Consider the following 21,074-nt stretch of genomic DNA (forward strand, 5'->3'; position numbering starts at 1 on the left):
GAATCCACTGTGAAAGAGTTCGAGATCATCTCCAACGGCGGCGTGATGGCCGATCACATCCAGGTGCCCGCCCCGTACGAGGCGGCCGTCGCGAGCCTGTTCGGTCCCGTCCTCGACATGGCTACCGCCAATTCGGTTGTGGCCGTGATCGATGAGGCGAAACAGAAGCTTCAGGCCGACCCAGAGGAGTATCGGGCGCTGCTGACTTCGGACGATGGACTGGGGCTGCGGCATATCCGGCAGATGCTGGACTCGATGCGCGGCCTGCTGGTGACGTTCCCGGACGCGACCGTGAGCGGACTGGTCGAGCCGTAATGTTCCTGCTCCGCCGCAATCTCCCGCTCGCGTGGGGCGGCTGGTACGACAACTTCACCAAGTACGGGGTCCAATCCGTTGTGCAGCCGTGGGTGCACCTCGGCGACGGCACACCCGGCAACTTCACTGCCGAAAACTGGCTACACATCCCGAGCAACGCGGGATCGACCAATGCCGGCGGCGAGAGCTACGAGTATCAGCCGTTCACGCCGAACTGGGGTTTCGAAACCGAAATCTGGTTCCCGGTGGAGGGTTTGGCGGCCCAAGTTTTCTCCGTGTACTTCACTGATTCATGGTCCAAGATCGGCGCGACTTTCCAAAACTGCGCGGGGATCAGGCTTATCCACCAGCCCGCCGCTGGCGGCGAGATGGTGCAGTATGCCCAGTTCGACAGCCCTTGGTCGGTAGTCGGCAACAACATCCTCTGGTCGTCCCCGGTCACCTATTACGGGCAGTGGGTGACTTTGAGTATTTGGGTGGACAACGACGAATGGGTCCGGGTTTGGATCAACGGAACCTATGTTGGTTCCGCGCAGTTCAGCCCAGGTTTCACGTTCGGCCCGACCCGCAGGTGTGTCCGATTCCTGGACGCAGCCCTGTGTGATGTCTGGCTGAGATGGGTTGACCACTACGACCGGCCGTCGTCCATCCCGTCGAAGAATGTCTGGAACCAGATCTTCAGCGACGACTTCAATCGGGCTGATGGCGCGGTCGGCAACGGCTGGACCCAAGTAGGCACGAACGCGGGGATTGTTTCCAACTCGTGGTCCACGACCGGCACAACCAACGGCGGCAAGGGCCTGATCCGAGACACCGGGCTCACCTCCGGGCGCGTCCGTGTCGAGGCCACGATCGGCGGAAACCTCGCGCCCAGTACCGCTTCCGACAACGGCCTCGTACTCTGCTCGAACGCGACCGGTACGCAGGGGATCGCCGCGAACATCTTCCAGAACAAGATCTACATGTCGAGGTTCACATCGGCGCTCTCCGATGACCAGCCGGCCTTCACTGATTATCGGATGATCGACTACGGCATCGCTATAAGTTCCGGCGACCGCATCGCGGTGTCGGTCTACAACGGAATCGGCTGGATCGAGATCAACGGCGTTCCGAAGCTGTATATCGGCAATGTCCATGCCGACGTCCCGGCGACCAATCAGTACGCCGGACTCCGGGTGACCCGCCGATCGGGCAATGACTCCGCCTCGTGGAACGACGTCCAGATCTATTCCGGCCTCGGCTGATCAAAAGGCACACGGTGTAGCCGCGAAAACGCCCGCCGCGCACCAATTCTCATTCGCTTAAGGCGGCGCCTATGACTATCGGCCACGAACCGATCATCGAAACCCTTGTGCTGGTTCCCGGCCAGGATTTCATCCACGACATCTACCCACCTGACGGTGCGAGTATCCCGCCAGGCACGACTGTCGACCTCATCTTCTACGCCACCGGCAGCCGAGCCGTACTCGCAACCTGGTCCGCGTCGGTATCTGCATCAGCGGCCAGTTGGACGGTCTCCTCGACGGTCGCCGACACCATCCCTCTCCCAGCGGATTTCCGCATCTACTTCCGCTACAACGACGGCGCCGACTTCTGCTGGTACCGCGGGCAAGTGGCGCGCCAGGAGTAATCATGTCCATTGCTATTGCGACGACTCGCCAGGTACTGGCTGACGCCTACAAGACCCTTTCCGGCGCATCCACGGTCTGGGTGTCACTGCACACTTCGGACCCGACCACTGTGGGCAACAATGAGGCCACAGGCGGCGGCTACGTACGCATTCAGGGCACCTGGGCCTCCGGCACTGGCGGTGCTCTCACCATGGCGGAACTGAGCTTCACTGCTCCCGCCGGCACGTACACGCACGTTGGCCTGTGGTCGGCGTCGACCTCCGGAACCTTCTACGACAAGTGCGGCCTGTCCCCGAATATCACGATCAACGCAGCGGGCACGATCAAGGTCACGCCGCAGTTCGCGCTGAGCTGAGCCGATGAGCGAGTTGCCACGCCGCCCAGGCTGGCGCGCGTCATTCCCAGCCCGCGGCTCCACCTCATCCGCACTGCCCACCCGGTCCAGATCCGTTCTCACACACGACATGCTGTACGTGCCACCCCCGCTCGTCCAGTTCACCGGCGCTGGCACGTTGTCCGCGGTCGCGGTTCCTCAGGCGGTCGCGATCTTCACTGGATCTGGCCTCCTCGCTGCTTTGGGAGCCGCAGTTGCTACCGCGGCATTCACGGGCGACGGAACTCTGATCGTGCCTACGAACAAAGGCGCCGGCGTCTTCGCGGGAGCTGGAAGCCTGTCTGCGACCGCTGTCGCTGTTGCAACAGCGCCTTTCACCGGTGCTGGGACGCTGTCCGCGCAGGGTATCGCTAGTGCGACAGCGGCGTTCTCCGGTGCTGGCACGCTCGTCGCGGCCGGAACCCCTTCAGCGGCAGCGCTATTCACGGGAGTTGGCACCCTGTCGGCGACTGCGACGACGTTCAAGCCGTCCGGGATGACCAAGAACGGCAACTACAACCCCGTTCCGACCAGCTACACGACCGTGCCAGCCTGGACCGCTAACACGACCACTTACCCGGGGTCGACGGTGTCCAGCGATGGCGTCGTAGCGCAGGGTTCGAAGTCCGGCGCCACCCTCACGACGAGGCTGTCGATCACAAACACCGCATTCGGGACGAACACGATCACGGTGAAATTGCTGGTCAATGGGGTGACCAAGGTGACCGGAACCGCCCAAACCATCGGCAGCACCGCGACGCAGAACGTCGACCTCACCGGAACGGCCGATGTCGCGAACGGTGACATTGTCACTGTTCAGGTATTCGCTGGCACCGCCTCCCCCGTTCTCCAAGTCAACACCGGCACAGGCAGCTACGTGACGATCACCTGAGCCACAAAGAAGTCTGCCCCGACCCTTCTGGGTCGGGGCAGATTTCGTCGTCTCCAGGGTTGGGTCGGTTTTCCTACCGCAGTGCGGCTTTGGCTCCGCCGGAGAACATTGAGTCGTGGAGAACGGCAGTCGTGAGGATTGTGCCAACCGGAACGTCGAACACGATCACGCGTTCTACAGTGAATCCGGGGTTGAGGTCGTCGCCGAATGAGTTCCCGTTGTTCGGTATGGGATCGAAAGCGCTTGTCGTTGGGCCGAACTCGCGGCCTTGGTCGTCGAGGACCTTCTGGTTGTCGGCGTCGTAGGTACGCTGTGCCTTGCCGGTGTTCGTGACTTTGATGTGTACGAGGGCGAATTCGCCTTGGGCAGTCACATGGCTCATACCCGACCCCAGCTCTTTGTCTCCCTGCGTGAACTGGGTGACAACGAACTCGAACTGCCCGTCCCGCACAGCAGTTCCCGCCGGCGCGATGTTGCTCTTGGGTTTCGCCGGGGCCGACGTGGCTGCTGGAGCCGATGATGCTGCTGGTGCGCCCGCTGGCTGGACTGCTGCGGCGGTTGTGGATCCAGCTTTACTCTTGTCGCCGCTGTTGCCTGCGACGGCCAGTAGTCCGCTGCAGCCGCCGCAGGCCAGGATGAATGTCGCAAGCACTATCCAAAGCCATTTCGAGCTCTTCTTCGGCGGTGGTTGCATGGGATACGGCTGCACGGGGTAGCCGGGCTGATAGTACGGCTGTTGTGGTCCCTGCGGTGGTGGCGGGTAGGTCACGAGTTCCCCTGGCTTGTAAGCGTTTTCAGCGTTCAGCGGTGCGCGGGTATTTGCTGCTTCTTTGCAAGCGCGTGGGGGAGCCTAGCTGGTCGGGACGTCGGTGTCGCTGACAGAGCGTGCCATTTCAGTCCTGTGCGCGCAGGATCACTTTCGTGACAAGCGCATCAGCGACCTTCCGGGGAGAAAACCCCAACGCGGACAGCTCCGTACGAGGCCACAGTTCAGGGTGGTCGATCAGGGCCAAAATGACATCCTCGACGCCAACCCTCTTCCTGCCCGCGCCCTTGGCGACTGCAGCAGCCGCAGCAAACACCGACTGCAATTCAGAAGAGGGGCCGACGATCTCTGTGGTCGGCTGAGGGGGGAGAGGTTCTGGTCGGCCGCCACTGGGCTGGTCGCTGCTCATGTTCCTCCTTCTAGGATTCGGTCATCAGGCGCGTCGAGGGCATGGGGGTGGCGCACCTGATGACCCGCGGTTGCTTCTACCGCTTGTTCCGGCCGTCTGTGTCTTGCTTGCTGGCCTCTTCGGCGTTCGGGTCAACGTTCCAGTTGTCGTGGCTGTTTCCGTTCGGCCCGGGTTCGAGAATCTGCACTTCATCACCCCCTTTCGATTCATTTGTGGGTCACTGCCCCAGCGGTGAGACCTCTTGCTGGGGGACCGCGTCGTGGACCACAACTTGCTCCAGGTCGTACCCGTCCTCGCCCTTCAAAGCGACGGTGTACCGCTTGCGTGTATCCACGCAGATCACATCGGCCATCTTCACCAGCGCGCGCAGCTCGCTGTCGTCGAGATGGTCGATCGTCGGCACGATCAGATCGTCCGCGTCCTCGCTGTAGGTGAGGTTGAACAGATGGTTGACCAGACGGTCACCCCAGCGATCCGAATCGGCAAGGACGACAAGCGCAACGGACGTGTCGCACTCCTCGGCGATAGCGTGAATCGCCGCCTCATCGTTCTGCCAGTTCGCACCGGAGACGTGTCGGCGCAGGAACCCGATGGCCTGCCTTCTCATGGTTGCACCCCTACGAACTCGCGGTACCGGGGTTGGTGGATCGCGACTCGACCGCGGTCTGTCTGCCGCCACCTGGTCGGTCCATGCGGTGCGCTCACGACGAGACCGGTGCGAGACAGCCGCAGCAAGGCGCGATGGATCGTCGTCTCGGTCAGTTTCGTTGCGTGGCAGATCTGTCGGACTGTGAGCGTTTCGAGTGAACCCAGGGCGGACAGTGCCCCAAGCACTTTCGCTTCTGATTCGGAGAGCGCCATCGTTTTGCTCCTCGTCGTTCCTCGTCGTCCTCGTCTTGGTCGGCGGCTCAGGACCGGGACGAGGATCACCAGCCCCGAGCGCCTGTCTCGAAGTTACGAGTGGGCAATCCGCATCGGCTACGAACTTGCTCGTACTTGCTCAAACCGCTGAATACTCCCTCCAAAAGTGTGCTGTTCGAGCGATACTGGGCTCGGGTGGGCAAGGGAGCGCACACCCGTGACGGGAGGATAGGGACAATGGAACTCCGCTTTCTTGGCAAGAACGGATCGAAGTCCGGAGACTGCCCAACGCTGTATGCCACAGACCAAAGCTCGTATCTGGTCCAGGGGTGGAAGACCGGCACCCCGGAAACGATCGAGATTCCACACGTTCTACTCGGTTACGCCGAACCGGATACATATATCGGTGCAACCATGATCGACACCGGTCGTGGTACCTTCCGGCTCTCGGGTCGCCCAGTCGCCGAGCCGGACACCCTGGCGAAGTTGACACTGGCTGACTACGAGACCGCGATCGAGGTACCGCAGCTTCGGAGGACTTACTACGGTGGAACTGAGACAGAGTAGCGTCTGGCCTGAACTCTTTCGTCAGGCAACGAAGTCCGCGTTCCACATGGAAGTCCGAGACACCTACGGGGTTCCTGGCGAGATGGAAGCCGTGCGTCGGTTTCTGAATGGTGAGCCGCGGCTACCGAACGATGAGTCGTGGGCAGCATGGGACGGACTGATCCGGGAAGTTGCCGGTCGCGGAGTTGCTGTTACGAGGGTTCGTGTGGTTACGGTTCCGCACAGCGACTACCAGCGGTGGCTGCTGACCGAGACCGAGGACAACATCCAGTCGGGTGAAGACATCCGTTACCTGCCACGGCATCTCGTCGATGCGGACCTCGTGCCGGCCGATGACTGGTGGCTGTTCGATGACTCGACGGTGGCGTTCAACCTCGTCGATGAGCAAGGACGGCCAGCGGGAGCCGGCGTCACTACCGACCGTCAGATAGCGGCTGTCTGCAAGGCGGCGAAGGATCGCCTGTGGCCGCTGGCTGTACCGTTCGCTGAATACATCGATTCTGCGGTGTAGTGGCTGATTCTGTTCAGGCGCAGCGAGAAGCGCTCGGTCAGAGGCTGCGCGAGATGCGGCGCGCTGCGGGCGTCACTGGCCGAGAGCTTGCTCGCCGAGAAGGATGGCATGAGTCGAAGGTCTCGAAGATCGAGTACGGCAAGACCAAGCCATCAGAGGCTGACCTCAGGGCCTACTGTGCTCAAGCGGGAGCCGAAGATCAACTTCCCGAACTCCGCGCGAGCTTGCGCAATTTGGATGGCGCATACCTCGAGTGGCGACGTCTTCTTGCTACCGGCACCAGCTCGAGGCAGCAGCATTCCGTCAAGCTCGAGAAGGCAGCCAGGCAGATTCGCAACTGGCAACCTCAAGTCATTCCTGGACTGCTTCAGACCGCTGATTACGCGGCGTCGATCTTGGCGTACGCGGTCGAGTTTTACCACCTCCCTGACGATGTCGACGCGGGCGTGGCGAAGCGTATGGAGCGTCAACAGATTCTGTACCGGGCGGGCCGCAGGTTCCACTTTCTTGTTGCAGAGCAGGCACTTCACACAACTGTTGGGAACGACGACATCATGATCGGGCAGCTTGACCGTCTGTATTCGATCATCGGGATGTCGCGAGTGAGCCTCGGGATCGTTCCGATGGATGCGGAGGCGCGTGCGGCGGTCGAGAACTTCGTGCTCTTTGACAATCGCCTGGTCAAGGTCGAGGGCGCCACTGCTGAGCTCACGATCACCCAACCTCGTGAGATCGCTTTGTACGGGCGGGCCTTCGACATTCTGGCGGCCCAGTCTGTTATGGGAGACGCTGCTCGGATGCTGATCCGGAAGGCGATTGCAGATCGTGAGGGTCGTAGTCAGTAGCGGTCGTCGGCAAACGTCGTCCTGAAGCGCGGGTCGTAGTCGTCGACGTCGTCCTCTTCGTCGTCGTACAGCCGCACCATCGCGTCATCGATGTCTGGAGCGGGGCGGTAGAGACCTGCCGCGGTTTCGATCACGCCCTGGATGTCCGGGTGCTGAAGCAGTTGCAGGGCTTGGTTGATCTCGGCGACGCTCGGGCTTGGGTCGATGCTGTGCCGGACCGCCGGCCATAGGTCGGAGGCGGCGAACTCGCTGTCGTGGCCTTCGTCAGTGAGCGCGGTGAGGACCAGGGCTGCGATTGTGACGATGCGTTCGTCATTCATATCGCCTTGTCCGCCTCTCTCGGCTGAAGAGCGCGTTTGGAACACCACTGCTGGATCTCTATCGACCCACGCCCGTTACTGGTCTTGACGGTCAGGGATACGAGTGCGATCCAGTCTCCGTCGCGGCTGCGTGCCCATGCGTGAAGGAGTCCAGCGACGCGTCCGGTGAGTTCGAGGCCGCCGGCTCGGACGCGGAGGGGGAGTTCGTTGGCGCCGAACTTGGTGCCATCGGTGGGGATTGCGGCGCCGAGGTCGATCGTCACTGGGGTAGGTGGGTGGACCTCGCGCCTCAGTGATGGCACCAGTTCATCCGGCCAGTGTTCGAACATGCGTGCGATGATAGCGCCTTGTTGACCGGTCCTGTCCAATTGCTGCGCGGTTGCCGTCTTGGGGTCTGGACTGTGTCCACATCGAGACACAAGGGCAGTAAATGATCTTGGTCTGCGCCTCAAGCGTCGGGACATCGCGGGACTGGAAGTGTCAGATCCTGTGCCACAATTTCGCGGGACAGTGCGGGACACTCTGGGACGGTCCGGGACACGTCGCTCGGACGTGCCCCTCACCAGGGGGTTGGTCAAAAGCACCCCTGACGACCGCCTATACTCCCTGAAATGCGGATGTTCCTGGATATCCTCCTCGTTATCACCAGCGTGCTGCTGGTGCTGCTGGTGCTGCTGCACCGGGCCAAGGGCGGAGGTCTGTCCAGCCTCTTCGGTGGTGGTGTGCAGTCGAGCTTGTCGGGGTCCACTGTTGTCGAGAAGAACCTCGATCGCATCACGATCTTCCTCGGGTTGATCTGGCTGATCTCCATTCTCGGCATCGGCCTCGAAATCAAGTTCTCCTAGCCCCAAGCTCCTGAAATCGCCCGGGCACCACATCGGTGCCCGGGCGATTCGTCGTGCGTGCAGGGTTCGTCGTGTGCGGCAGGGTCACCGCGGATGACGTTGCACGGGTGACAGATTCGCGAGGGCGGCGCTGAGGGCCCGGCGGGCGTCGGCGCGGCTGATGGGGGTGTCGTCGTCGAGGGCGGCCAGCTCGATGGTGAGGAAGTCGCGGATCAGGTCGGACATGCTCACCCCGCGATGGTCGGCCTCGGCGCGGATGCGCTGATCCATGGCGTAGGGGAGCCGGACCGTGCGCAGCACCGTGACCGGGGTGTCGGGGCCGGGAAGGTCGGGTTCGGGGGCGTCCTCGTCGAAGGTGAGGCTGTCGAGGAAGTCGCGGGCTTCGTCGGCCGTGTGCGGGTAGCCCTTGTCCGGATAGTCAGTCATGGTCCGCCTCCCATTGTTCGAACTGGGCGAGAAGCCTTCCGGTCACCGGCCGGACGCCGACGACCTGCTGGTCCCACTGCGACAGCGGACGCACCACCACCGCCAGCGGCTGCCCCGCGCCGGTGCGGCCGATGATCATGAGAGCGGGCAGCCCGCCCGTCCCGCGCACCGGTCGCGGCCAGCGCCGGCCCGGGCCGGTCAGGACCCGCATGATCTCCTCGGGTGCGATGCCGAGCCGGGCCGCGACGTCGAGGGCCCACTCGGGAATCTCATATCCCACGGCCGCATAATACGATCGTAAAACAGCTGGTCGCCACCTGTCGACCAACCTGTCGTGGACAGCGCGGGCGGGTCGGTGGCAGGAGTGTTGCCAAAGGGTGTTGCCAACTCGCATGACGCGCCGCGCCGGGATCGGCATCATGAACGAATGGACCCGGTGAAGACGGTCGCGCCGAGCCTTGCGGGGGTGCTGGACCGGAATCTGTTCTGGATGGTGTGGAACACCGTATTGGCCTGGATCCCGGTGGCTTTGGCGCTACTGGTGTTCCGCGGCGCGCGCGATGACGAACGGCGACTACCGATTTCGCCGGTGTGGTGGGGCGGATTGGTGCTGTTGCTGCTGTTCCTGCCCAATGCGCCGTATGTGGTGACCGATCTGGTGCACCTGCGCGACGACATCCGCGCGGCCGGCAACGGCCCGGTGGTGACGACGATCCTGCCGGTCTACGGCGCGTTCATCGCCTCCGGTTTCGTCGCCTACTACCTGGTGCTGGCCGAGCTGGGCCGCTTCCTGGAGGCGCGCGGGCTGGGCGCGTGGCGCACCCCGGTGACGCTCGCGATCCATTTGCTGTGCGCGGTAGGCGTTTTCCTGGGCCGCTGGGTGCGATTGAACAGCTGGGAGCCGGTGGTGCAGCCGCGCGGCACCTTCGATCGCATGATGCTGGCGCTGAGCTGGAACTGGGCACCGGTGCTGATCGCGGCCATGTTCGTGGCAACGGCCCTGGGGCACTTCGTGACCCGGGCCGTGGTGGAGGCGGGCGTCGACAGCGCCCGCCGGGGCGCCCGGCTGATCCGAACCCGGAAGTTCGCCTAGCCGAGCGCCCACGGGGAAATCAGGCGATGCCCAGGCGCTCCTGAGCCAGCACGCGGATCGCCTTCTTGTCCGGCTTGCCGAGCCCGGTCAGCGGCAGCTCCTCGATCACCACCACGTGCTTGGGCACCTGCACCGAACCCTTGCGCTGCTTGACCGCGGCCTGGATCTCGGCGGTGACCACCTCGATCGCGGCCGGATCGGCCGCGGTGGCGGGGTCGAGGACCAGCACGGCGGTCACGGCCTCGCCCCAATGTGCGTCCGGCACACCGACCACCGCGACGGTGACCACCTTCGGGTGTTCGGAGACAACGTCTTCCACCTCGCGCGGGAACACATTGAACCCGCCGGTGACGACCATGTCCTTGGACCGCCCGACGATGAACAGGAATCCGTCCTCGTCCTGGCGGGCCAGATCGCCGGTGCGCAGCCAGCCGTTCTTGAACGTATCGGCCGTGACCTCCGGCAGATTCAGGTAGCCGGCGGCGAGCAGCGGCCCGGAGACGCAGATCTCGCCGACCTCACCCTGCGGAACCGGCTTGTCCTCGCCGTCGAGCAGCGCCACCCGGACCGCGACCGAGGGCCGCCCGCACGAGGTGAGCCGCTCCTTGTCGTGCTCGTCCTTGCCCAGGTAGCTGATCGCCATCGGCGCCTCGGACTGCCCGAAGTACTGGGCGAAGATCGGCCCGAAGCGATCGATGGCCTCCTGCAACCGATTCGGGTCGATGGCCGAGGCCCCGTAGTACACCGTCTCCAGCGAGGACAGGTCCCGGGTCTTGGAATCCGGGTGATCGAGCAGCGCGTACAGCATGGACGGCACCAGCATGGTCGCCGAGATCCTGTGCTCCTCGATGGCGCGCAGCACTTCTCCGGCGTCGAAGCGCGGCAGCACCACGCACTGCCCGCCCAGCAGCACGACCGGCAGGAAGAACGCCGCGCCCGCGTGCGAGAGCGGCGTGCAGATCAGGAACTTGGGCCGCTTGGGCCACTCCCACTCCGAGAGCTGGATCTGCGTCATCGTGTTCATGGTCAGCGCGGTGCCGATCACGCCCTTGGGCTTGCCGGTGGTGCCGCCGGTGTAGCTGATGGAGATGACGTCGGAGGGCAGCAGCTCCACCGCCTCCACCGGACGCGGCTCGTACTTGTCGGCGGTCGCCAGCAGGTCCACGCCGACATCGGCGAGCAGTTCGGGCACCGGGCCCAGCACCAGGATCTTGGTCAGCGTCGGCACCATGTCGACCAGTTCCCGGGCGCGCTGCACGAACGCGGGCACCGGATCCAGGATGAGCGTCGAAATGCCTGCGTCGGCAAGCACATACGCGTGATCGTCGAGGCCGCCGATGGGGTGCAGGGCGGTGCGCCGGGAGCCCACGATCTGGCCCGCGCCGATGGTGAACAGCACCTCGGGCCGGTTCAGCGCGAGCACGCCGACCGGGGTGCCGGTGGTGACGCCGTGCTCGGCGAAGGCGTCGATGTAGCGGCTCATGCCGTCGAGCACCTCACCGCCGGTGAGGACGTGGTCGCCGAGGGTGAGCACCGGGCGGTTGCGGTGCCGCTTCAGCCCGGCCACCAGGGCGTGGCCGTTGTGCACCGGCAGCCGCAGCATGGTGTCGGGATCGAGTGTGGTCATGGGATTCTCAACTCCGTCCGATGGTCACGCCGTGTGGGCCGCGTACAGGGTGACGACCACCGCGCCGCCCAGGCCCAGATTGTGCGCCAGCGCGGTGCGCGCGCCGGCGACCTGCCGCTCGCCCGCGAGTCCGCGCAGCTGCCAGCTCAATTCGGTGCACTGGGCCAGGCCGGTGGCGCCGAGCGGGTGGCCCTTGGAGATCAGGCCGCCCGACGGGTTGACCACCCAGGTGCCGCCGTAGGTGGTGGCGCCGGACTCGATCAGCGCGCCCGACTCGCCCTCGCCGCACAGGCCCAGCGCCTCGTAGGTGATGAGCTCGTTGATGGAGAAGCAGTCGTGCAGCTCGATCACATCGACGTCGGCGACGCCGATTCCGGCGCGGGAGAACACCTTCGAGGCCGCTGCGCGGGTCATGGGCGCGCCCACCACATCGATCATGGAACCGGTGGAGAAGGAGGTGCCGTCGTCGGTGGCCAGCTCCTGGGCCAGGATCTCGATGGCCTGTCCCTCGAGGCCGTTGGCCTTGACGAACTCCTCGCTCACCACGACCGCGGCGGCCGCGCCGTCGGACATGGGCGAACACTGCGAGCGGGTCAGCGGGCCGTGTACCGGCTTGTCGCCGAGGACCTGCTCGAGGGTGTAGGCATCCTGGAACTGCGCCAGCGGGTTCCGGGTCGAGTGCTCGTGGTTCTTGACCGCGACCGCCGCGAGCTGCTCGGGTGTGGTGCCGTAGCGCTTCATGTGCTCGATGGCGGCATTGCCGAAGAACTGGGTGGTGATCGGCGCGGCGGAGAACTCGAAGTGCTCCCTGTTCACCTTCAGGTGCGCGTCGACGGTGGTGACCTTGGGCTTGGTGGCCGGGCCGGCCATGGCCTCCTTGGTCATCTGCTCGAAGCCGACGGCCAGGGCCACATCGGTGATGCCGGCGGCCACCCACTCGCGGGCGAACATGAGCGCGGTGGAACCGGTGGCGCAGTTGTTGTTCACATTGACGATCGGGATGCCGGTCAGGCCGATGTCGTAGAGGGCGCGCTGGCCAGCGGCCGAGGGCTGGAAGACGTAGCCGACCGCGGCGCGCTGCACCTGGTCGTAGGTGACGCCCGCGTCCTTCAGCGCGCCGTTCACGGCCTCGGCGACCATCTCCGGGTAGGTCCACTCGCGGGAACCGATCTTGACGAACGGCGTCATGTTCACGCCGACGACGAAAACGCGTCGCATAGGGTTGTCCACTCCTGTTCTTCGGGAACGTAATTCGTGATGTCTAGTCGGCGCGCGGGACGCGGCCGTCGAGGTCGGTGAAGCCGTAGGCCTCGGCCAGGTCGGCGACCTTCCAGGCTTTTCCGGTGCGCGCCAGGCGATCCGGATCCGCGGCCAGCGCGACCACGGCGCGGCCGGCGAAGTGCGGGGTCTCGGCCTGGTCGAGATCGAAGGTGCCCTCGCCGGGCAGGGTGACCAGGCGGCGGCCCTGCGCGTCGGCCGGAACCAACTGCAGCAGTTCGGTGTTCACGATGCCCGGCCAGATCGAGACCGCGGTCGCGCCGGTGCCGTCGAGGTCGTGCGCCATGTCGGCGGTGAGCCGGTCCACGGCGGCCTTGCCGACGCCGTAGACCGCGTTGTGCATCTGGCGGATCGCGCCGGGGGAGGACACGCTCACGATCAGGCCCTGCGACTCGATGAGCAGCGGCGCGGCGAAAACGCTTGCCACGTAATGGGATCGGACGCCGATATCGAAGCCCTCGTCCCACGCCTTCGGCGGTACCTCCCAGAACTTGCGGCCGATCCAGCGTGCCGACGCGGGGGAGTTGTAGACATTGTTGACCAGCACATCGAGCCGGCCCTGCTCGTCACGCACCTGCGCGAACAGTTTCTCCACGGCCGCGTCGTCACGGTGATCGCAGACCACCGGCACCCCGATCCCGCCCAGGGCATCGATCTCGGCGGCGGTCCCGGCCACGGTGCCCGGCAGGTGCCCGGCCGTGACGGTGCGCCCGGTGACGTACACGGTCGCCCCGGCCGCGCCCAGCTCCAGGGCGATGCCCTTGCCGATGCCGCGGCTGGCGCCGGTCACCACCGCGACCTTTCCGGCGAGAATCTTGGGTATTTCGCTCACGACCTCTGGACATTACCTTGAAATAGGAACGTGTTCTAGAAATTGGAGGCGGAGTGGAACTGACGCATCGGACGATCGACACCGGGGAGGTCCGCATGCACGTCGCGGATCAGGGCGAGGGCTTCCCGGTCGTCTTCTGTCACGGGTTTCCGCACACCTGGTTCATGTGGCACCACCAGCTCGACGCCGTCGCCGCGGCCGGCTACCGTGCCCTCGCCCCCGACCTGCGCGGATACGGCCGCACCGAGGCGCCCGCCGACCCCGAGGCCTACACCAATGCCGCCGTCATCGGCGACCTCATGGCCCTGCTCGACGACATCGGCGCGGAGCAGGCGGTCTTCGTCGGCCTCGACTTCGGCGCGCAGCTGGTGTGGGAGCTGAGTCTGCGCGCCCCCGAGCGGGTGGCCGCCGCCATGGTCCTGAACAACCCGTTCGCCCCGCGCCCGCCCCGCGCCCCGTCGGCCTTCTGGACGAAGGCGGCCGAACGCCACTTCCTGCACCTGTCCTACTTCCAGACCCCCGGCATCGCCGACGCCGAACTCGCCGCGGACCCGCGCGGCTTCCTGGCCCGTGTCTACTACTCGCTCTCCGGCGACTACCACTACCTCGACACCTGGAAGAACCCGCCCGGCCTCGGCTACCTCGACGTCCTCCCGCAGGCGCCCGCCCTGCCCTGGCCGTGGCTCTCGGAAACCGAATTCGACACCCTGGTCCAGGATTTCGAGCGCACCGGCTTCACCGGCGGCCTCAACTGGTACCGCAACCTCGACCGCAACTGGGAACTCACCGCCGCCTATGCCGACGCCAAGGTCGAAGTCCCCACCTTCTTCCTCTACGGCCAGAACGACCCCGACATGGAGGGCTTCAGCGGCCGCGACCCCCTGGCCACCCTGCGCGCCAACGTCCCCGACCTCCGCGAGGTCGTCGAGGTCCCGGCCGCGGGCCATCTGGTCCAGCTCGAGCGCCCCGACGCGGTCAACACCTTCCTCACCGATGCCCTGAAGAGCCTCGGCCTCCCGGCGTAACCCGACTCGACCGGTGGCCGCGGACACCGGGCCCGGTCACCGGCCGATTCGAGGATCCTGCTGTTCGTGCGTCCAGTGAGGGGCGTACCGTCAGGCAGATATCGGGTGTTGTCGATCAGGAGGCCCGGTTCATGGCAGTTCGAGTTCACGCTTTCGGCGATGACGCGCTCGGCGAGCATGACGGAGTGGCCATTGCCGCGCTGATCCGCAGCGGTGAGTTGAGTGCGGCCGAGGTTGCCAAGGCGGCCCGCGAGCGAGTTGCCCAGGTGGATCCGGTGTTGCACGCGGTTGTGGTGGAGGCGGATACGCCGCTGGTCTCGGGGGATCGGGAGGCGCTGCTGTACGGTGTGCCGACCTTCGTGAAGGACAACACCGACGTGGCCGGGCTGCCGACCCAGCACGGCAGTGCGGCCTGGCGGGCCCGGCCGGCGAAGGCGCACGGACCCTTCGCGAAACAGTTCCTGGGCACCGGTCTGACCGTGCTCGGGAAGAGCACCCTGCCCGAGTTCGGGTTGAACGCCACCACCGAATTCGTCGATGCCGAACCGACCCCCAATCCGTGGGACACCGGGTTCTCCTCGGGCGCCTCCTCGGGTGGTTCGGCCGCCCTCGTCGCGGCGGGTGCGGTGCCGATCGCGCACGGTAATGACGGTGGCGGTTCCATTCGGATTCCTGCCGCCTGCTGCGGGCTGGTCGGCCTGAAACCGACGCGTGGCCGTCACATCGACGGCCCGCAGGCTCGTTCCATGCCGATCAACCTGGTCTCCGAGGGCGTGCTCACCCGCACGGTCCGCGATACCGCCACCTATTTCGCGGCGGCCGAACGCTTCTGGCGCAATCCCGCGCTGCCGCCGATCGGGCTCGTCGAGGGGCCCGCCCAGCGGCGGCTGCGTATCGGCCTCCTCAGCGATCCCATCACCGGGGCAACCCTGGACCCGGAGATTCGCACGGTCCTCGAAGAGACCGTCGCGCTGCTGGAGAGCCTCGGCCACGAGGTGCGGCCCATCCCTTACCCGGTGGACCGGGGCTTCGCCGAGGATTTCGCCACCTACTGGGCGATGCTGGCCTTCCTGGGCAGCCACACCGGCAAACTGAGCTTCGGCTGGTCCTTCGACCCCGCCCGCCTCGATCCCTTCACCCGTGGCCTGGCCGCCCGCTTCCGCGGCTCCGCCCTGCGCTCACCCGCTGTGCTGTACCGGCTTTCGCGCCTCCGCCGCGCGTACGCGGCCTCCTTCCACGACGTCGAACTCGTGGTGTCCCCGGTGCTGGCGAGCCTCACACCCCGCCTGGGCTACCTGAGCCCCGGTCAGCCCTTCGACGAGGTGTTCCGCCGCCTGCTGGACTATGTCACCTACACACCGTTCGCGAATGTGACCGGGGCCCCGGCCCTTTCGCTCCCGATGGGCGCATCCGAGTCCGGTCTCCCCATCGGGGTGATGTTCTCCGCCCTCCACGGCGACGAACGCACCCTGCTCGAACTCGCCTACGCCCTCGAATCGGCCCACCCCTTCCGCCGCATCGAGCAGTGACGAACTAGACCGAGACCGCGCGCAACGCCTCGGGCGTCAGATCCTTCAGCGCCGGATACCCGTCCACCGCCATGATCAGATCCGCCTCCGCGAGCAGCGTCCGCAGCACGTGCACGATGCCGTCCGCGCCGCCCAGCGCCAGCCCGTAGGCGTAGGGGCGGCCGATGCCGACCGCGGACGCGCCCAGCGCCAGCGCCTTGATGATGTCCGCGCCCGAGCGCACCCCGGAATCGAACAGCACCGGCAGCCCCTCGGCGGCGGCCACCACCTCGGGCAGCATGTCCAGCGCCGGGAGCCCGCCATTGGCCTGGCGGCCACCGTGATTGGAGCAGTAGATGCCGTCCACGCCCAGATCCCGGGCGCGACGCGCGTCCTCGGGGTGGCAGATGCCCTTCACGATCAGCGGCAGCTTGGTCAGCGAGCGCAGCCACGGCAGATCCGCCCAGGTCAGCGGATTGCCGAAGACCTGGATCCAGCGCAGGACGGCCGACTGCGGATCCTGCTCCGGCGACTGCGCCAGGCTCGCCCGGAACACCGGATCGGTGAAATAGTTGGCCAGGCAGTGCCCGCGCAGCTGCGGGAAGTTACCGGTGGACAGATCGCGCGGCCGCCAGCCGGTCACCCAGGTGTCGAGGGTGACCACGATGCCCTTGAACCCCGCCCGCTCGGCCCGCTCCACCAGGCTGGCGGCCAGATCCCGGTCGGTGGGCGTGTAGAGCTGGAAAAAGCCGGGGGTGTCACCGAATTCGGCCGCCACGTCCTCCATCGGATCCACGCTCAGCGTGGACGCCACCATGGGGACGCCGGTGCGCGCCGCGGCCCGCGCGGTCGCCAGATCACCGTGCCCGTCCTGCGCGCACAGGCCGATCACACCCACCGGCGCCATGAAAACCGGTGCGGGCCAGGTGCTTCCGAACAGTTCCACCGACAGGTCACGCTGCTTCGCGCCCACGAACATGCGCGGAATCACGCCCCACCGATCGAACGCCGCCACATTGGCCCGCTGGGTGCGCTCGTCGCCCGCGCCGCCCGCCACATACGACCACACCGACGGCGGCAGCGCCGCCTGCGCCCGCTCGGCCAGCTCCGCGAAGCTCACCGGCAGCGCCGGCACCACGCCGCGCAACCCGTTGAAGTAGATCTCGTTCTGAAAATCACCGAATGCCACGACGCACTCTCCAGTTCCGTCTCTGCCGAAAGCGACACTGCGATTGTGCGAGACTTGGCATCGGACACGGGTGAATCGCAGGATACGAGCAGAGGGTGCCGGACCATGCAGGATGACGTCAGACTGCTGACCGAGGAGGAGCTGGCGCTCATCCACGCTCTGCAGCTGCGGCCCCGCGCCTCCTGGACCGACCTGGGACGGGTGCTCGGCGTGGACCCGGTGACCGTGGCCCGCCGCTGGCAACGGCTCAGTGACCGCGGTGAGGCCTGGATCAGCGTCTCACCCGGCCCGGCGGTATTCGATCTGCTGTGCGCCGCCTTCGTCGACATCGATTGCGCCGCAGGGCAGACCGACGCGGTGGTCGCCACCCTGGCCGCGCACCCGCACATGCTCACCCTGGAACGCGCGGGTGGCAGCAACCGCATTCTCGCCACCGTCGCCACCGGCGATTTCGGGCAGATGTCGCGCTACACCCTCGACGTGCTGCCGGCCGTCCCGCACATCGCGGCCGTGCGCACCCGCATCGTGACCCACTGGTTCGCCGAGGGCGGCAGCTGGCGCATCGACGCCCTGGCCCCCGGCCAGCGCGACCAGCTGCGCACCCCGCCCGCCGCGGCCGGGGCCGACCGCGGCCGCCGCGTCACCTCGCTGGACCGGGCCCTCATCGGCGCACTGGCCCGCGACGGCCGTGCCGCGCACAGCGTCCTCGCCGCCGCCCTCGACACCAGCGCCTCCACCGTCAAACGCCGCATCGACGAGCTCACCCGGCTCGGACTGCTCAGCTTCCGTTGCGATTTCGCGCGCCCGCTGGGCGGCTGGCCGGTCGCGGTCACCTTCTGGGCGACCGCGCCCACCGCCGCGCTGCCCGAGATCGGCTACGGGCTCATCCGGCTCCCGCAGACCCGCAACTGCGCCGCCGTCAGCGGCACCCACAATCTGGTGCTGCAGGCCGGACTGCACTCGGTCGCCGAGGTCACCCGCTTCGAAAACCAGATCGCCACACTGCATCCCGAGCTCGTCGTGACCGAACGCACCATCACCCTGCGGCACGAGAAACTACTCGGCCGCATCCTCGACCGCCACGGCCGCTCCCGTATCGTGGTGCCGCCCGACATCTGGCGGGAAACTGCACCGGCACAGGGTGATTCGCACTGAGAACCGGCAATCTGTCACCGGCGCCCGGCAAGTGGACGCCAACTGTCGGCCGAGACGTCTCAGAAGTTCGCGTTGAGGTACTCCGCCGCATGGGTCGTCCACAGCATGCCCGTGCCCGGCATATTGTGCCCGGAATACAGCACGTGCTGCCCGTCCGGCCACGGCGTCAGATACCCGATCAGCCCCCGCACCGCCGCCTCGTACCGATCCAGGTTCGCCACCGGATTCTGCATCAGGAACTCCAGCAGCTCGTGGAAGATCACCGGCGTGAGATTTCCGATCCGCGCCCCCTCGACCAGCGAGAACGGAGAAATCGCGGTATCGATGGCCCGCAGCGGCGAATCGGCGGGGGAGGCGGTGATGATGTCGCCGGGATTCGCGTACTCCCGCACATCCATCCCCAGCGGCCACGCCCCGCGCTGCCCGTGCAGCCCGTACGTCGTTGCCGGGCACAGATTCCCGACCGACTGCCCCGCCCGCCGCATCGGATTGGCGATATTCACCACGAACGCGATCTCCAACGGCGACCCGTCGACATTGGTGTAGATACCCGCGCGCACGCCCTGCAGAATCGTGCTCGCCACGATCCCACCCAGCGAATAACTCATCAGCCCACACACATTCGGCGAATCCTGCAACGCCTTGACCCCCGCCGCCACCCCCAACCGCACCGAGGTGTCCAGCGACGGCCCCCACGTATCCGGATCCGGCCCGATGGACGCGGGCCAATCCGGCTCGAAGCAGCTGAACTTATCCGTATCCAGCAGTTTGGTGACATCGTGCAGCATGCCCGCGGGCGTCCCGTCGCCGTTCCGCTGCTCCCCGGTGCCGCGCAACGTGATGATGTCGATCATCGCTTCCCCTTCACACGCCGAACCTTTCGACGCCTGCGCCCGACGCTAGGCTGATCCGGCCCCGAGCTCGCGAGTAGTGAACTACCCGATTTCGAACCCGGGGCGTCGGCTCACGCACGGCTCGAGCCAGTGGCCAGCCCCGGAAGCCGGGTGGTGTCGTGGTCCGTGGGTCAGGTGTCTTTAGCCCATGCGGTCGTCGGCCATGGACCCTATTTGCTCACCGGGACCCGCGATAGCGTCCTCAGATGAGAACCGGATGCCGCGCGGTACGCGAGGCAAGGCGTTCGAGGTGATCGGCGATGGGGCCACGGGAAACTCACATGTCGCAGTCGGATCTGTTCACGTGGAGCATGGAACAGGACCCGGTGCTCCGCTCGACAATCGTCACAGTGCTGCTGCTGGACACCGAGCCCGAGTGGGATCGCCTGGTGCGCATCGTCGATCGCAGCACCCGGGTGGTGCCCAAACTGCGGCAGCGGCCGGTGCCGGTGCCGTTCGGGCTGGCGCCGCCGCGCTGGGCCGACGACCCGCACTTCGACGTGCACTGGCACCTGCGCCGGGCGGCGCTGGTTCGGCCGGCGGATCTGGCCACCGTGCTCGAGTTCGCGGGCACCGAGGCGATGACAGCCTTCGATCCGATCCGCCCGCTGTGGCGGATGACGCTGCTGACCGGCATGTCCGGCGGGGGAAGCGCGGTGGTGCTGACCCTGCATCACAGCCTCACCGACGGCATCGGCGGAATCCGCTTGGCCACCGAGATCCTCGACTTCGACCGGGCCGGCTCCGACCGCGGGGCGCTGCCCGAGATTCCGGCCGGGCCCGGCGGCGGGCTCCGCGATATCGCGGCCTGGAACTGGAGCGTCGGCGTCGCGCTGGCTCGTGCGGGACTGTCCGGCGTGCCGGCTCTCGCCCGGCGCGCGCTGTCGAACCCGGTGCGCGCCGTGCGCGACGGTGTGAACATGGCGGCCTCGGTGGCCCGGTTGGTCAGCCCGGTGACCGCGACCCTGTCCCCGGTGATGACCGGGCGCGGCCTCGGCCGCCGCCTTATGGTGCTGGACGTCCCAGCCGATCACCTGCACCGCGCCGCCCACGCCGTCGACTGCACCATGAATGATGCCTTCCTCGCCGCGGTGCTGATCGGCCTGCGTACCTATCACGGCCGTCTCGGCACCGGCGTCGACCATCTGCGCCTGACCATGCCCGTCAGCCTGCGCCGCCCCGACGACCCGCTCGGCGGTAACCGAATCACGCTGCTCCGCTTCGCACTCCCGCTCGGTATCCCCGAAACCGCCGACCTGATGCGCACCCTCGACACCGCCATCGCCGGTGAGCGCCAGGAACCCGCCATCCCACTCTCCGGCGCGATCGCGGCTGCCCTGAACCGCCTCCCCGTCACGTTCGTCACCGGCATGCTCAAGCACATCGATTTCGTCGCCTCCGATGTGCCCGGCTCCCCGGTTCCCCTCTACTTCGCAGGCGCCCGCATAGACCGCATGTACGCCTTCGGCCCCACCATCGGCACCGCCTTCAACATCACCCTCACCACCCATGTCGGCATCTGCTGCGTAGCCATCAACACCGACACCGCTGCCGTTCCCGACCCCGCCCTGCTGACCGACTGCCTCGCAACGGGTTTCGAGACGGTCCTGCGGCTCGCCGACGTGGACGGCTCCACGGACCGCCCGCCCGCCGAACCGGCACTGCCGGAGCATGCGGACGGAACCGCCGACGTTCCCTGAGGGTGTCAGCCGA

General features: G+C 66.4%; 27 protein-coding genes. 14 read left to right on the forward strand and 13 right to left on the reverse strand.

Going from position 1 to position 21,074, the window contains the following annotated elements; translation table 11 throughout:
• Nucleotides 1-9: 9 nt before the first annotated feature.
• The 5 genes from ACFXIV_RS04245 to ACFXIV_RS04265 all read left to right on the forward strand — a co-directional run bounded on the left by ACFXIV_RS04245 (nucleotide 10) and on the right by ACFXIV_RS04265 (nucleotide 3,211).
• Complete coding sequence (locus tag ACFXIV_RS04245) at nucleotides 10-315, forward strand: hypothetical protein (protein ID WP_379400266.1); 306 nt, start codon at nucleotides 10-12, stop codon at nucleotides 313-315.
• Nucleotides 315-1,559, forward strand: coding sequence for a hypothetical protein (locus ACFXIV_RS04250; protein ID WP_379400265.1), 1,245 nt, complete (start codon nucleotides 315-317; stop codon nucleotides 1,557-1,559). Before ACFXIV_RS04245 ends, ACFXIV_RS04250 begins: the two co-directional genes overlap by 1 nt.
• Nucleotides 1,560-1,630: 71 nt before the next feature.
• Nucleotides 1,631-1,945: a hypothetical protein gene (locus ACFXIV_RS04255; protein ID WP_379400264.1), complete on the forward strand. Its 315-nt coding sequence runs from the start codon at nucleotides 1,631-1,633 to the stop codon at nucleotides 1,943-1,945.
• A 2-nt stretch (nucleotides 1,946-1,947) separates the two neighbouring features.
• The gene (locus ACFXIV_RS04260) at nucleotides 1,948-2,301 is read left to right on the forward strand and encodes a hypothetical protein (RefSeq protein ID WP_379400263.1); all 354 of its coding nucleotides are present in this window, start codon (nucleotides 1,948-1,950) and stop codon (nucleotides 2,299-2,301) included.
• A gap of 109 nt (nucleotides 2,302-2,410) precedes the next feature.
• Nucleotides 2,411-3,211 (forward strand): hypothetical protein, encoded by an 801-nt coding sequence (locus ACFXIV_RS04265; protein ID WP_379400262.1) that lies wholly within the window; start codon nucleotides 2,411-2,413, stop codon nucleotides 3,209-3,211.
• Nucleotides 3,212-3,284: 73 nt separating this feature from the next.
• Here ACFXIV_RS04265 and ACFXIV_RS04270 read toward each other — a convergent pair whose 3' ends face one another.
• The 4 genes from ACFXIV_RS04270 to ACFXIV_RS04285 all read right to left on the reverse strand — a co-directional run bounded on the left by ACFXIV_RS04270 (nucleotide 3,285) and on the right by ACFXIV_RS04285 (nucleotide 5,247).
• Nucleotides 3,285-3,980 carry a DUF4352 domain-containing protein gene (locus ACFXIV_RS04270; protein ID WP_379400261.1) on the reverse strand — a complete coding sequence of 232 codons (696 nt, stop codon included), beginning with the start codon at nucleotides 3,978-3,980 and terminating at the stop codon, nucleotides 3,285-3,287.
• Nucleotides 3,981-4,104: 124 nt separating this feature from the next.
• Nucleotides 4,105-4,386 (reverse strand): hypothetical protein, encoded by a 282-nt coding sequence (locus ACFXIV_RS04275; RefSeq protein WP_379400260.1) that lies wholly within the window; start codon nucleotides 4,384-4,386, stop codon nucleotides 4,105-4,107.
• Nucleotides 4,387-4,603: 217 nt separating this feature from the next.
• On the reverse strand, nucleotides 4,604-4,993 hold the full coding sequence (locus ACFXIV_RS04280) for a hypothetical protein (protein WP_379400259.1): 390 nt from the start codon (nucleotides 4,991-4,993) through the stop codon (nucleotides 4,604-4,606).
• Nucleotides 4,990-5,247 carry a helix-turn-helix domain-containing protein gene (locus ACFXIV_RS04285; RefSeq protein WP_379400258.1) on the reverse strand — a complete coding sequence of 86 codons (258 nt, stop codon included), beginning with the start codon at nucleotides 5,245-5,247 and terminating at the stop codon, nucleotides 4,990-4,992. Before ACFXIV_RS04285 ends, ACFXIV_RS04280 begins: the two co-directional genes overlap by 4 nt.
• A 237-nt stretch (nucleotides 5,248-5,484) precedes the next feature.
• Between ACFXIV_RS04285 and ACFXIV_RS04290 the strand changes: the two genes are divergently transcribed.
• From ACFXIV_RS04290 to ACFXIV_RS04300, 3 genes are read left to right on the forward strand one after another with little or no spacing between them, the layout of a single operon-like run.
• Nucleotides 5,485-5,814: a hypothetical protein gene (locus tag ACFXIV_RS04290; RefSeq protein WP_379400257.1), complete on the forward strand. Its 330-nt coding sequence runs from the start codon at nucleotides 5,485-5,487 to the stop codon at nucleotides 5,812-5,814.
• The gene (locus tag ACFXIV_RS04295) at nucleotides 5,795-6,325 is read left to right on the forward strand and encodes a DUF6879 family protein (RefSeq protein WP_379400256.1); all 531 of its coding nucleotides are present in this window, start codon (nucleotides 5,795-5,797) and stop codon (nucleotides 6,323-6,325) included. The genes ACFXIV_RS04290 and ACFXIV_RS04295 overlap by 20 nt, the downstream gene beginning before the upstream one ends.
• Nucleotides 6,325-7,170 carry a helix-turn-helix domain-containing protein gene (locus ACFXIV_RS04300; protein ID WP_379400255.1) on the forward strand — a complete coding sequence of 282 codons (846 nt, stop codon included), beginning with the start codon at nucleotides 6,325-6,327 and terminating at the stop codon, nucleotides 7,168-7,170. The genes ACFXIV_RS04295 and ACFXIV_RS04300 overlap by 1 nt, the downstream gene beginning before the upstream one ends.
• Here ACFXIV_RS04300 and ACFXIV_RS04305 read toward each other — a convergent pair.
• The gene (locus ACFXIV_RS04305; RefSeq protein WP_379400254.1) at nucleotides 7,164-7,490 is read right to left on the reverse strand and encodes a hypothetical protein; all 327 of its coding nucleotides are present in this window, start codon (nucleotides 7,488-7,490) and stop codon (nucleotides 7,164-7,166) included. The two genes, ACFXIV_RS04300 and ACFXIV_RS04305, sit on opposite strands and share 7 nt — an antisense overlap.
• Nucleotides 7,487-7,819: a hypothetical protein gene (locus ACFXIV_RS04310; RefSeq protein ID WP_379400253.1), complete on the reverse strand. Its 333-nt coding sequence runs from the start codon at nucleotides 7,817-7,819 to the stop codon at nucleotides 7,487-7,489. Before ACFXIV_RS04310 ends, ACFXIV_RS04305 begins: the two co-directional genes overlap by 4 nt.
• Nucleotides 7,820-8,101: 282 nt before the next feature.
• Between ACFXIV_RS04310 and secG the strand changes: the two genes are divergently transcribed.
• The gene (gene secG, locus ACFXIV_RS04315) at nucleotides 8,102-8,335 is read left to right on the forward strand and encodes a preprotein translocase subunit SecG (RefSeq protein ID WP_040858416.1); all 234 of its coding nucleotides are present in this window, start codon (nucleotides 8,102-8,104) and stop codon (nucleotides 8,333-8,335) included.
• An 84-nt stretch (nucleotides 8,336-8,419) separates the two neighbouring features.
• Here secG and ACFXIV_RS04320 read toward each other — a convergent pair whose 3' ends face one another.
• Both ACFXIV_RS04320 and ACFXIV_RS04325 read right to left on the reverse strand, forming a co-directional pair.
• Nucleotides 8,420-8,761: a hypothetical protein gene (locus ACFXIV_RS04320; RefSeq protein ID WP_354846543.1), complete on the reverse strand. Its 342-nt coding sequence runs from the start codon at nucleotides 8,759-8,761 to the stop codon at nucleotides 8,420-8,422.
• On the reverse strand, nucleotides 8,754-9,041 hold the full coding sequence (locus ACFXIV_RS04325; protein ID WP_354846545.1) for a hypothetical protein: 288 nt from the start codon (nucleotides 9,039-9,041) through the stop codon (nucleotides 8,754-8,756). Before ACFXIV_RS04325 ends, ACFXIV_RS04320 begins: the two co-directional genes overlap by 8 nt.
• Before the next feature lie 147 nt (nucleotides 9,042-9,188).
• On the opposite strand from ACFXIV_RS04325, the gene ACFXIV_RS04330 reads away from it, so the two are divergent.
• The gene (locus tag ACFXIV_RS04330) at nucleotides 9,189-9,854 is read left to right on the forward strand and encodes a DUF1361 domain-containing protein (protein WP_379400252.1); all 666 of its coding nucleotides are present in this window, start codon (nucleotides 9,189-9,191) and stop codon (nucleotides 9,852-9,854) included.
• Nucleotides 9,855-9,873: 19 nt separating this feature from the next.
• Here ACFXIV_RS04330 and fadD8 read toward each other — a convergent pair whose 3' ends face one another.
• Genes fadD8 through ACFXIV_RS04345 form a run of 3 tightly spaced genes read right to left on the reverse strand, consistent with a single transcriptional unit; the run spans nucleotide 9,874 to nucleotide 13,591 of the window.
• A complete protein-coding gene (fadD8, locus tag ACFXIV_RS04335) occupies nucleotides 9,874-11,481 on the reverse strand; it encodes a fatty-acid--CoA ligase FadD8 (protein WP_379400250.1) in 1,608 nt (535 codons plus the stop codon).
• Nucleotides 11,482-11,505: 24 nt separating this feature from the next.
• Nucleotides 11,506-12,699, reverse strand: coding sequence for a Nonspecific lipid-transfer protein (locus ACFXIV_RS04340; RefSeq protein WP_379400249.1), 1,194 nt, complete (start codon nucleotides 12,697-12,699; stop codon nucleotides 11,506-11,508).
• A 43-nt stretch (nucleotides 12,700-12,742) separates the two neighbouring features.
• Entirely contained in the window at nucleotides 12,743-13,591 is an 849-nt protein-coding gene (locus ACFXIV_RS04345) for an SDR family NAD(P)-dependent oxidoreductase (RefSeq protein WP_379400248.1), read from the reverse strand.
• 53 nt (nucleotides 13,592-13,644) lie between these two features.
• On the opposite strand from ACFXIV_RS04345, the gene ACFXIV_RS04350 reads away from it, so the two are divergent.
• Both ACFXIV_RS04350 and ACFXIV_RS04355 read left to right on the forward strand, forming a co-directional pair.
• Nucleotides 13,645-14,616, forward strand: a complete 972-nt coding sequence (locus ACFXIV_RS04350; RefSeq protein WP_379400247.1) for an alpha/beta fold hydrolase — start codon at nucleotides 13,645-13,647, stop codon at nucleotides 14,614-14,616.
• A gap of 131 nt (nucleotides 14,617-14,747) precedes the next feature.
• The gene (locus ACFXIV_RS04355) at nucleotides 14,748-16,145 is read left to right on the forward strand and encodes an amidase (RefSeq protein WP_379400246.1); all 1,398 of its coding nucleotides are present in this window, start codon (nucleotides 14,748-14,750) and stop codon (nucleotides 16,143-16,145) included.
• 4 nt (nucleotides 16,146-16,149) lie between these two features.
• On the opposite strand, the gene ACFXIV_RS04360 is transcribed toward ACFXIV_RS04355, so the two are convergent.
• Nucleotides 16,150-17,313, reverse strand: coding sequence for a lactate 2-monooxygenase (locus ACFXIV_RS04360; RefSeq protein ID WP_379421210.1), 1,164 nt, complete (start codon nucleotides 17,311-17,313; stop codon nucleotides 16,150-16,152).
• Nucleotides 17,314-17,418: 105 nt separating this feature from the next.
• On the opposite strand from ACFXIV_RS04360, the gene ACFXIV_RS04365 reads away from it, so the two are divergent.
• Nucleotides 17,419-18,468 (forward strand): Lrp/AsnC family transcriptional regulator, encoded by a 1,050-nt coding sequence (locus tag ACFXIV_RS04365; protein ID WP_379401857.1) that lies wholly within the window; start codon nucleotides 17,419-17,421, stop codon nucleotides 18,466-18,468.
• Nucleotides 18,469-18,527: 59 nt separating this feature from the next.
• Here the strand turns inward: ACFXIV_RS04365 and ACFXIV_RS04370 are convergent, their stop codons facing one another.
• Nucleotides 18,528-19,322 (reverse strand): hypothetical protein, encoded by a 795-nt coding sequence (locus tag ACFXIV_RS04370; RefSeq protein WP_379401858.1) that lies wholly within the window; start codon nucleotides 19,320-19,322, stop codon nucleotides 18,528-18,530.
• Nucleotides 19,323-19,642: 320 nt separating this feature from the next.
• Here ACFXIV_RS04370 and ACFXIV_RS04375 point away from each other — a divergent pair, with 320 nt between their 5' ends.
• A complete protein-coding gene (locus ACFXIV_RS04375; protein ID WP_379401859.1) occupies nucleotides 19,643-21,061 on the forward strand; it encodes a wax ester/triacylglycerol synthase domain-containing protein in 1,419 nt (472 codons plus the stop codon).
• Nucleotides 21,062-21,074: the final 13 nt, after the last annotated feature.

This window comes from Nocardia sp. NPDC059236, from assembly GCF_042754085.1.
Lineage (GTDB): Bacteria > Actinomycetota > Actinomycetes > Mycobacteriales > Mycobacteriaceae > Nocardia.

Coding starts and splice junctions, on each gene's coding strand:
- ACFXIV_RS04250 (WP_379400265.1), top strand. CDS start 315: ATGTTCCTGCTCCGCCGCAATCTCCCGCTCGCGTGGGGCGGCTGGTAC.
- ACFXIV_RS04255 (WP_379400264.1), top strand. CDS start 1,631: ATGACTATCGGCCACGAACCGATCATCGAAACCCTTGTGCTGGTTCCC.
- ACFXIV_RS04260 (WP_379400263.1), top strand. CDS start 1,948: ATGTCCATTGCTATTGCGACGACTCGCCAGGTACTGGCTGACGCCTAC.
- ACFXIV_RS04265 (WP_379400262.1), top strand. CDS start 2,411: ATGCTGTACGTGCCACCCCCGCTCGTCCAGTTCACCGGCGCTGGCACG.
- ACFXIV_RS04275 (WP_379400260.1), bottom strand. CDS start 4,386: ATGAGCAGCGACCAGCCCAGTGGCGGCCGACCAGAACCTCTCCCCCCT.
- ACFXIV_RS04280 (WP_379400259.1), bottom strand. CDS start 4,993: ATGAGAAGGCAGGCCATCGGGTTCCTGCGCCGACACGTCTCCGGTGCG.
- ACFXIV_RS04285 (WP_379400258.1), bottom strand. CDS start 5,247: ATGGCGCTCTCCGAATCAGAAGCGAAAGTGCTTGGGGCACTGTCCGCC.
- ACFXIV_RS04290 (WP_379400257.1), top strand. CDS start 5,485: ATGGAACTCCGCTTTCTTGGCAAGAACGGATCGAAGTCCGGAGACTGC.
- ACFXIV_RS04305 (WP_379400254.1), bottom strand. CDS start 7,490: ATGAATGACGAACGCATCGTCACAATCGCAGCCCTGGTCCTCACCGCG.
- ACFXIV_RS04310 (WP_379400253.1), bottom strand. CDS start 7,819: ATGTTCGAACACTGGCCGGATGAACTGGTGCCATCACTGAGGCGCGAG.
- secG (WP_040858416.1), top strand. CDS start 8,102: ATGCGGATGTTCCTGGATATCCTCCTCGTTATCACCAGCGTGCTGCTG.
- ACFXIV_RS04320 (WP_354846543.1), bottom strand. CDS start 8,761: ATGACTGACTATCCGGACAAGGGCTACCCGCACACGGCCGACGAAGCC.
- ACFXIV_RS04330 (WP_379400252.1), top strand. CDS start 9,189: ATGGACCCGGTGAAGACGGTCGCGCCGAGCCTTGCGGGGGTGCTGGAC.
- fadD8 (WP_379400250.1), bottom strand. CDS start 11,481: ATGACCACACTCGATCCCGACACCATGCTGCGGCTGCCGGTGCACAAC.
- ACFXIV_RS04340 (WP_379400249.1), bottom strand. CDS start 12,699: ATGCGACGCGTTTTCGTCGTCGGCGTGAACATGACGCCGTTCGTCAAG.
- ACFXIV_RS04355 (WP_379400246.1), top strand. CDS start 14,748: ATGGCAGTTCGAGTTCACGCTTTCGGCGATGACGCGCTCGGCGAGCAT.
- ACFXIV_RS04365 (WP_379401857.1), top strand. CDS start 17,419: ATGCAGGATGACGTCAGACTGCTGACCGAGGAGGAGCTGGCGCTCATC.
- ACFXIV_RS04370 (WP_379401858.1), bottom strand. CDS start 19,322: ATGATCGACATCATCACGTTGCGCGGCACCGGGGAGCAGCGGAACGGC.
- ACFXIV_RS04375 (WP_379401859.1), top strand. CDS start 19,643: ATGTCGCAGTCGGATCTGTTCACGTGGAGCATGGAACAGGACCCGGTG.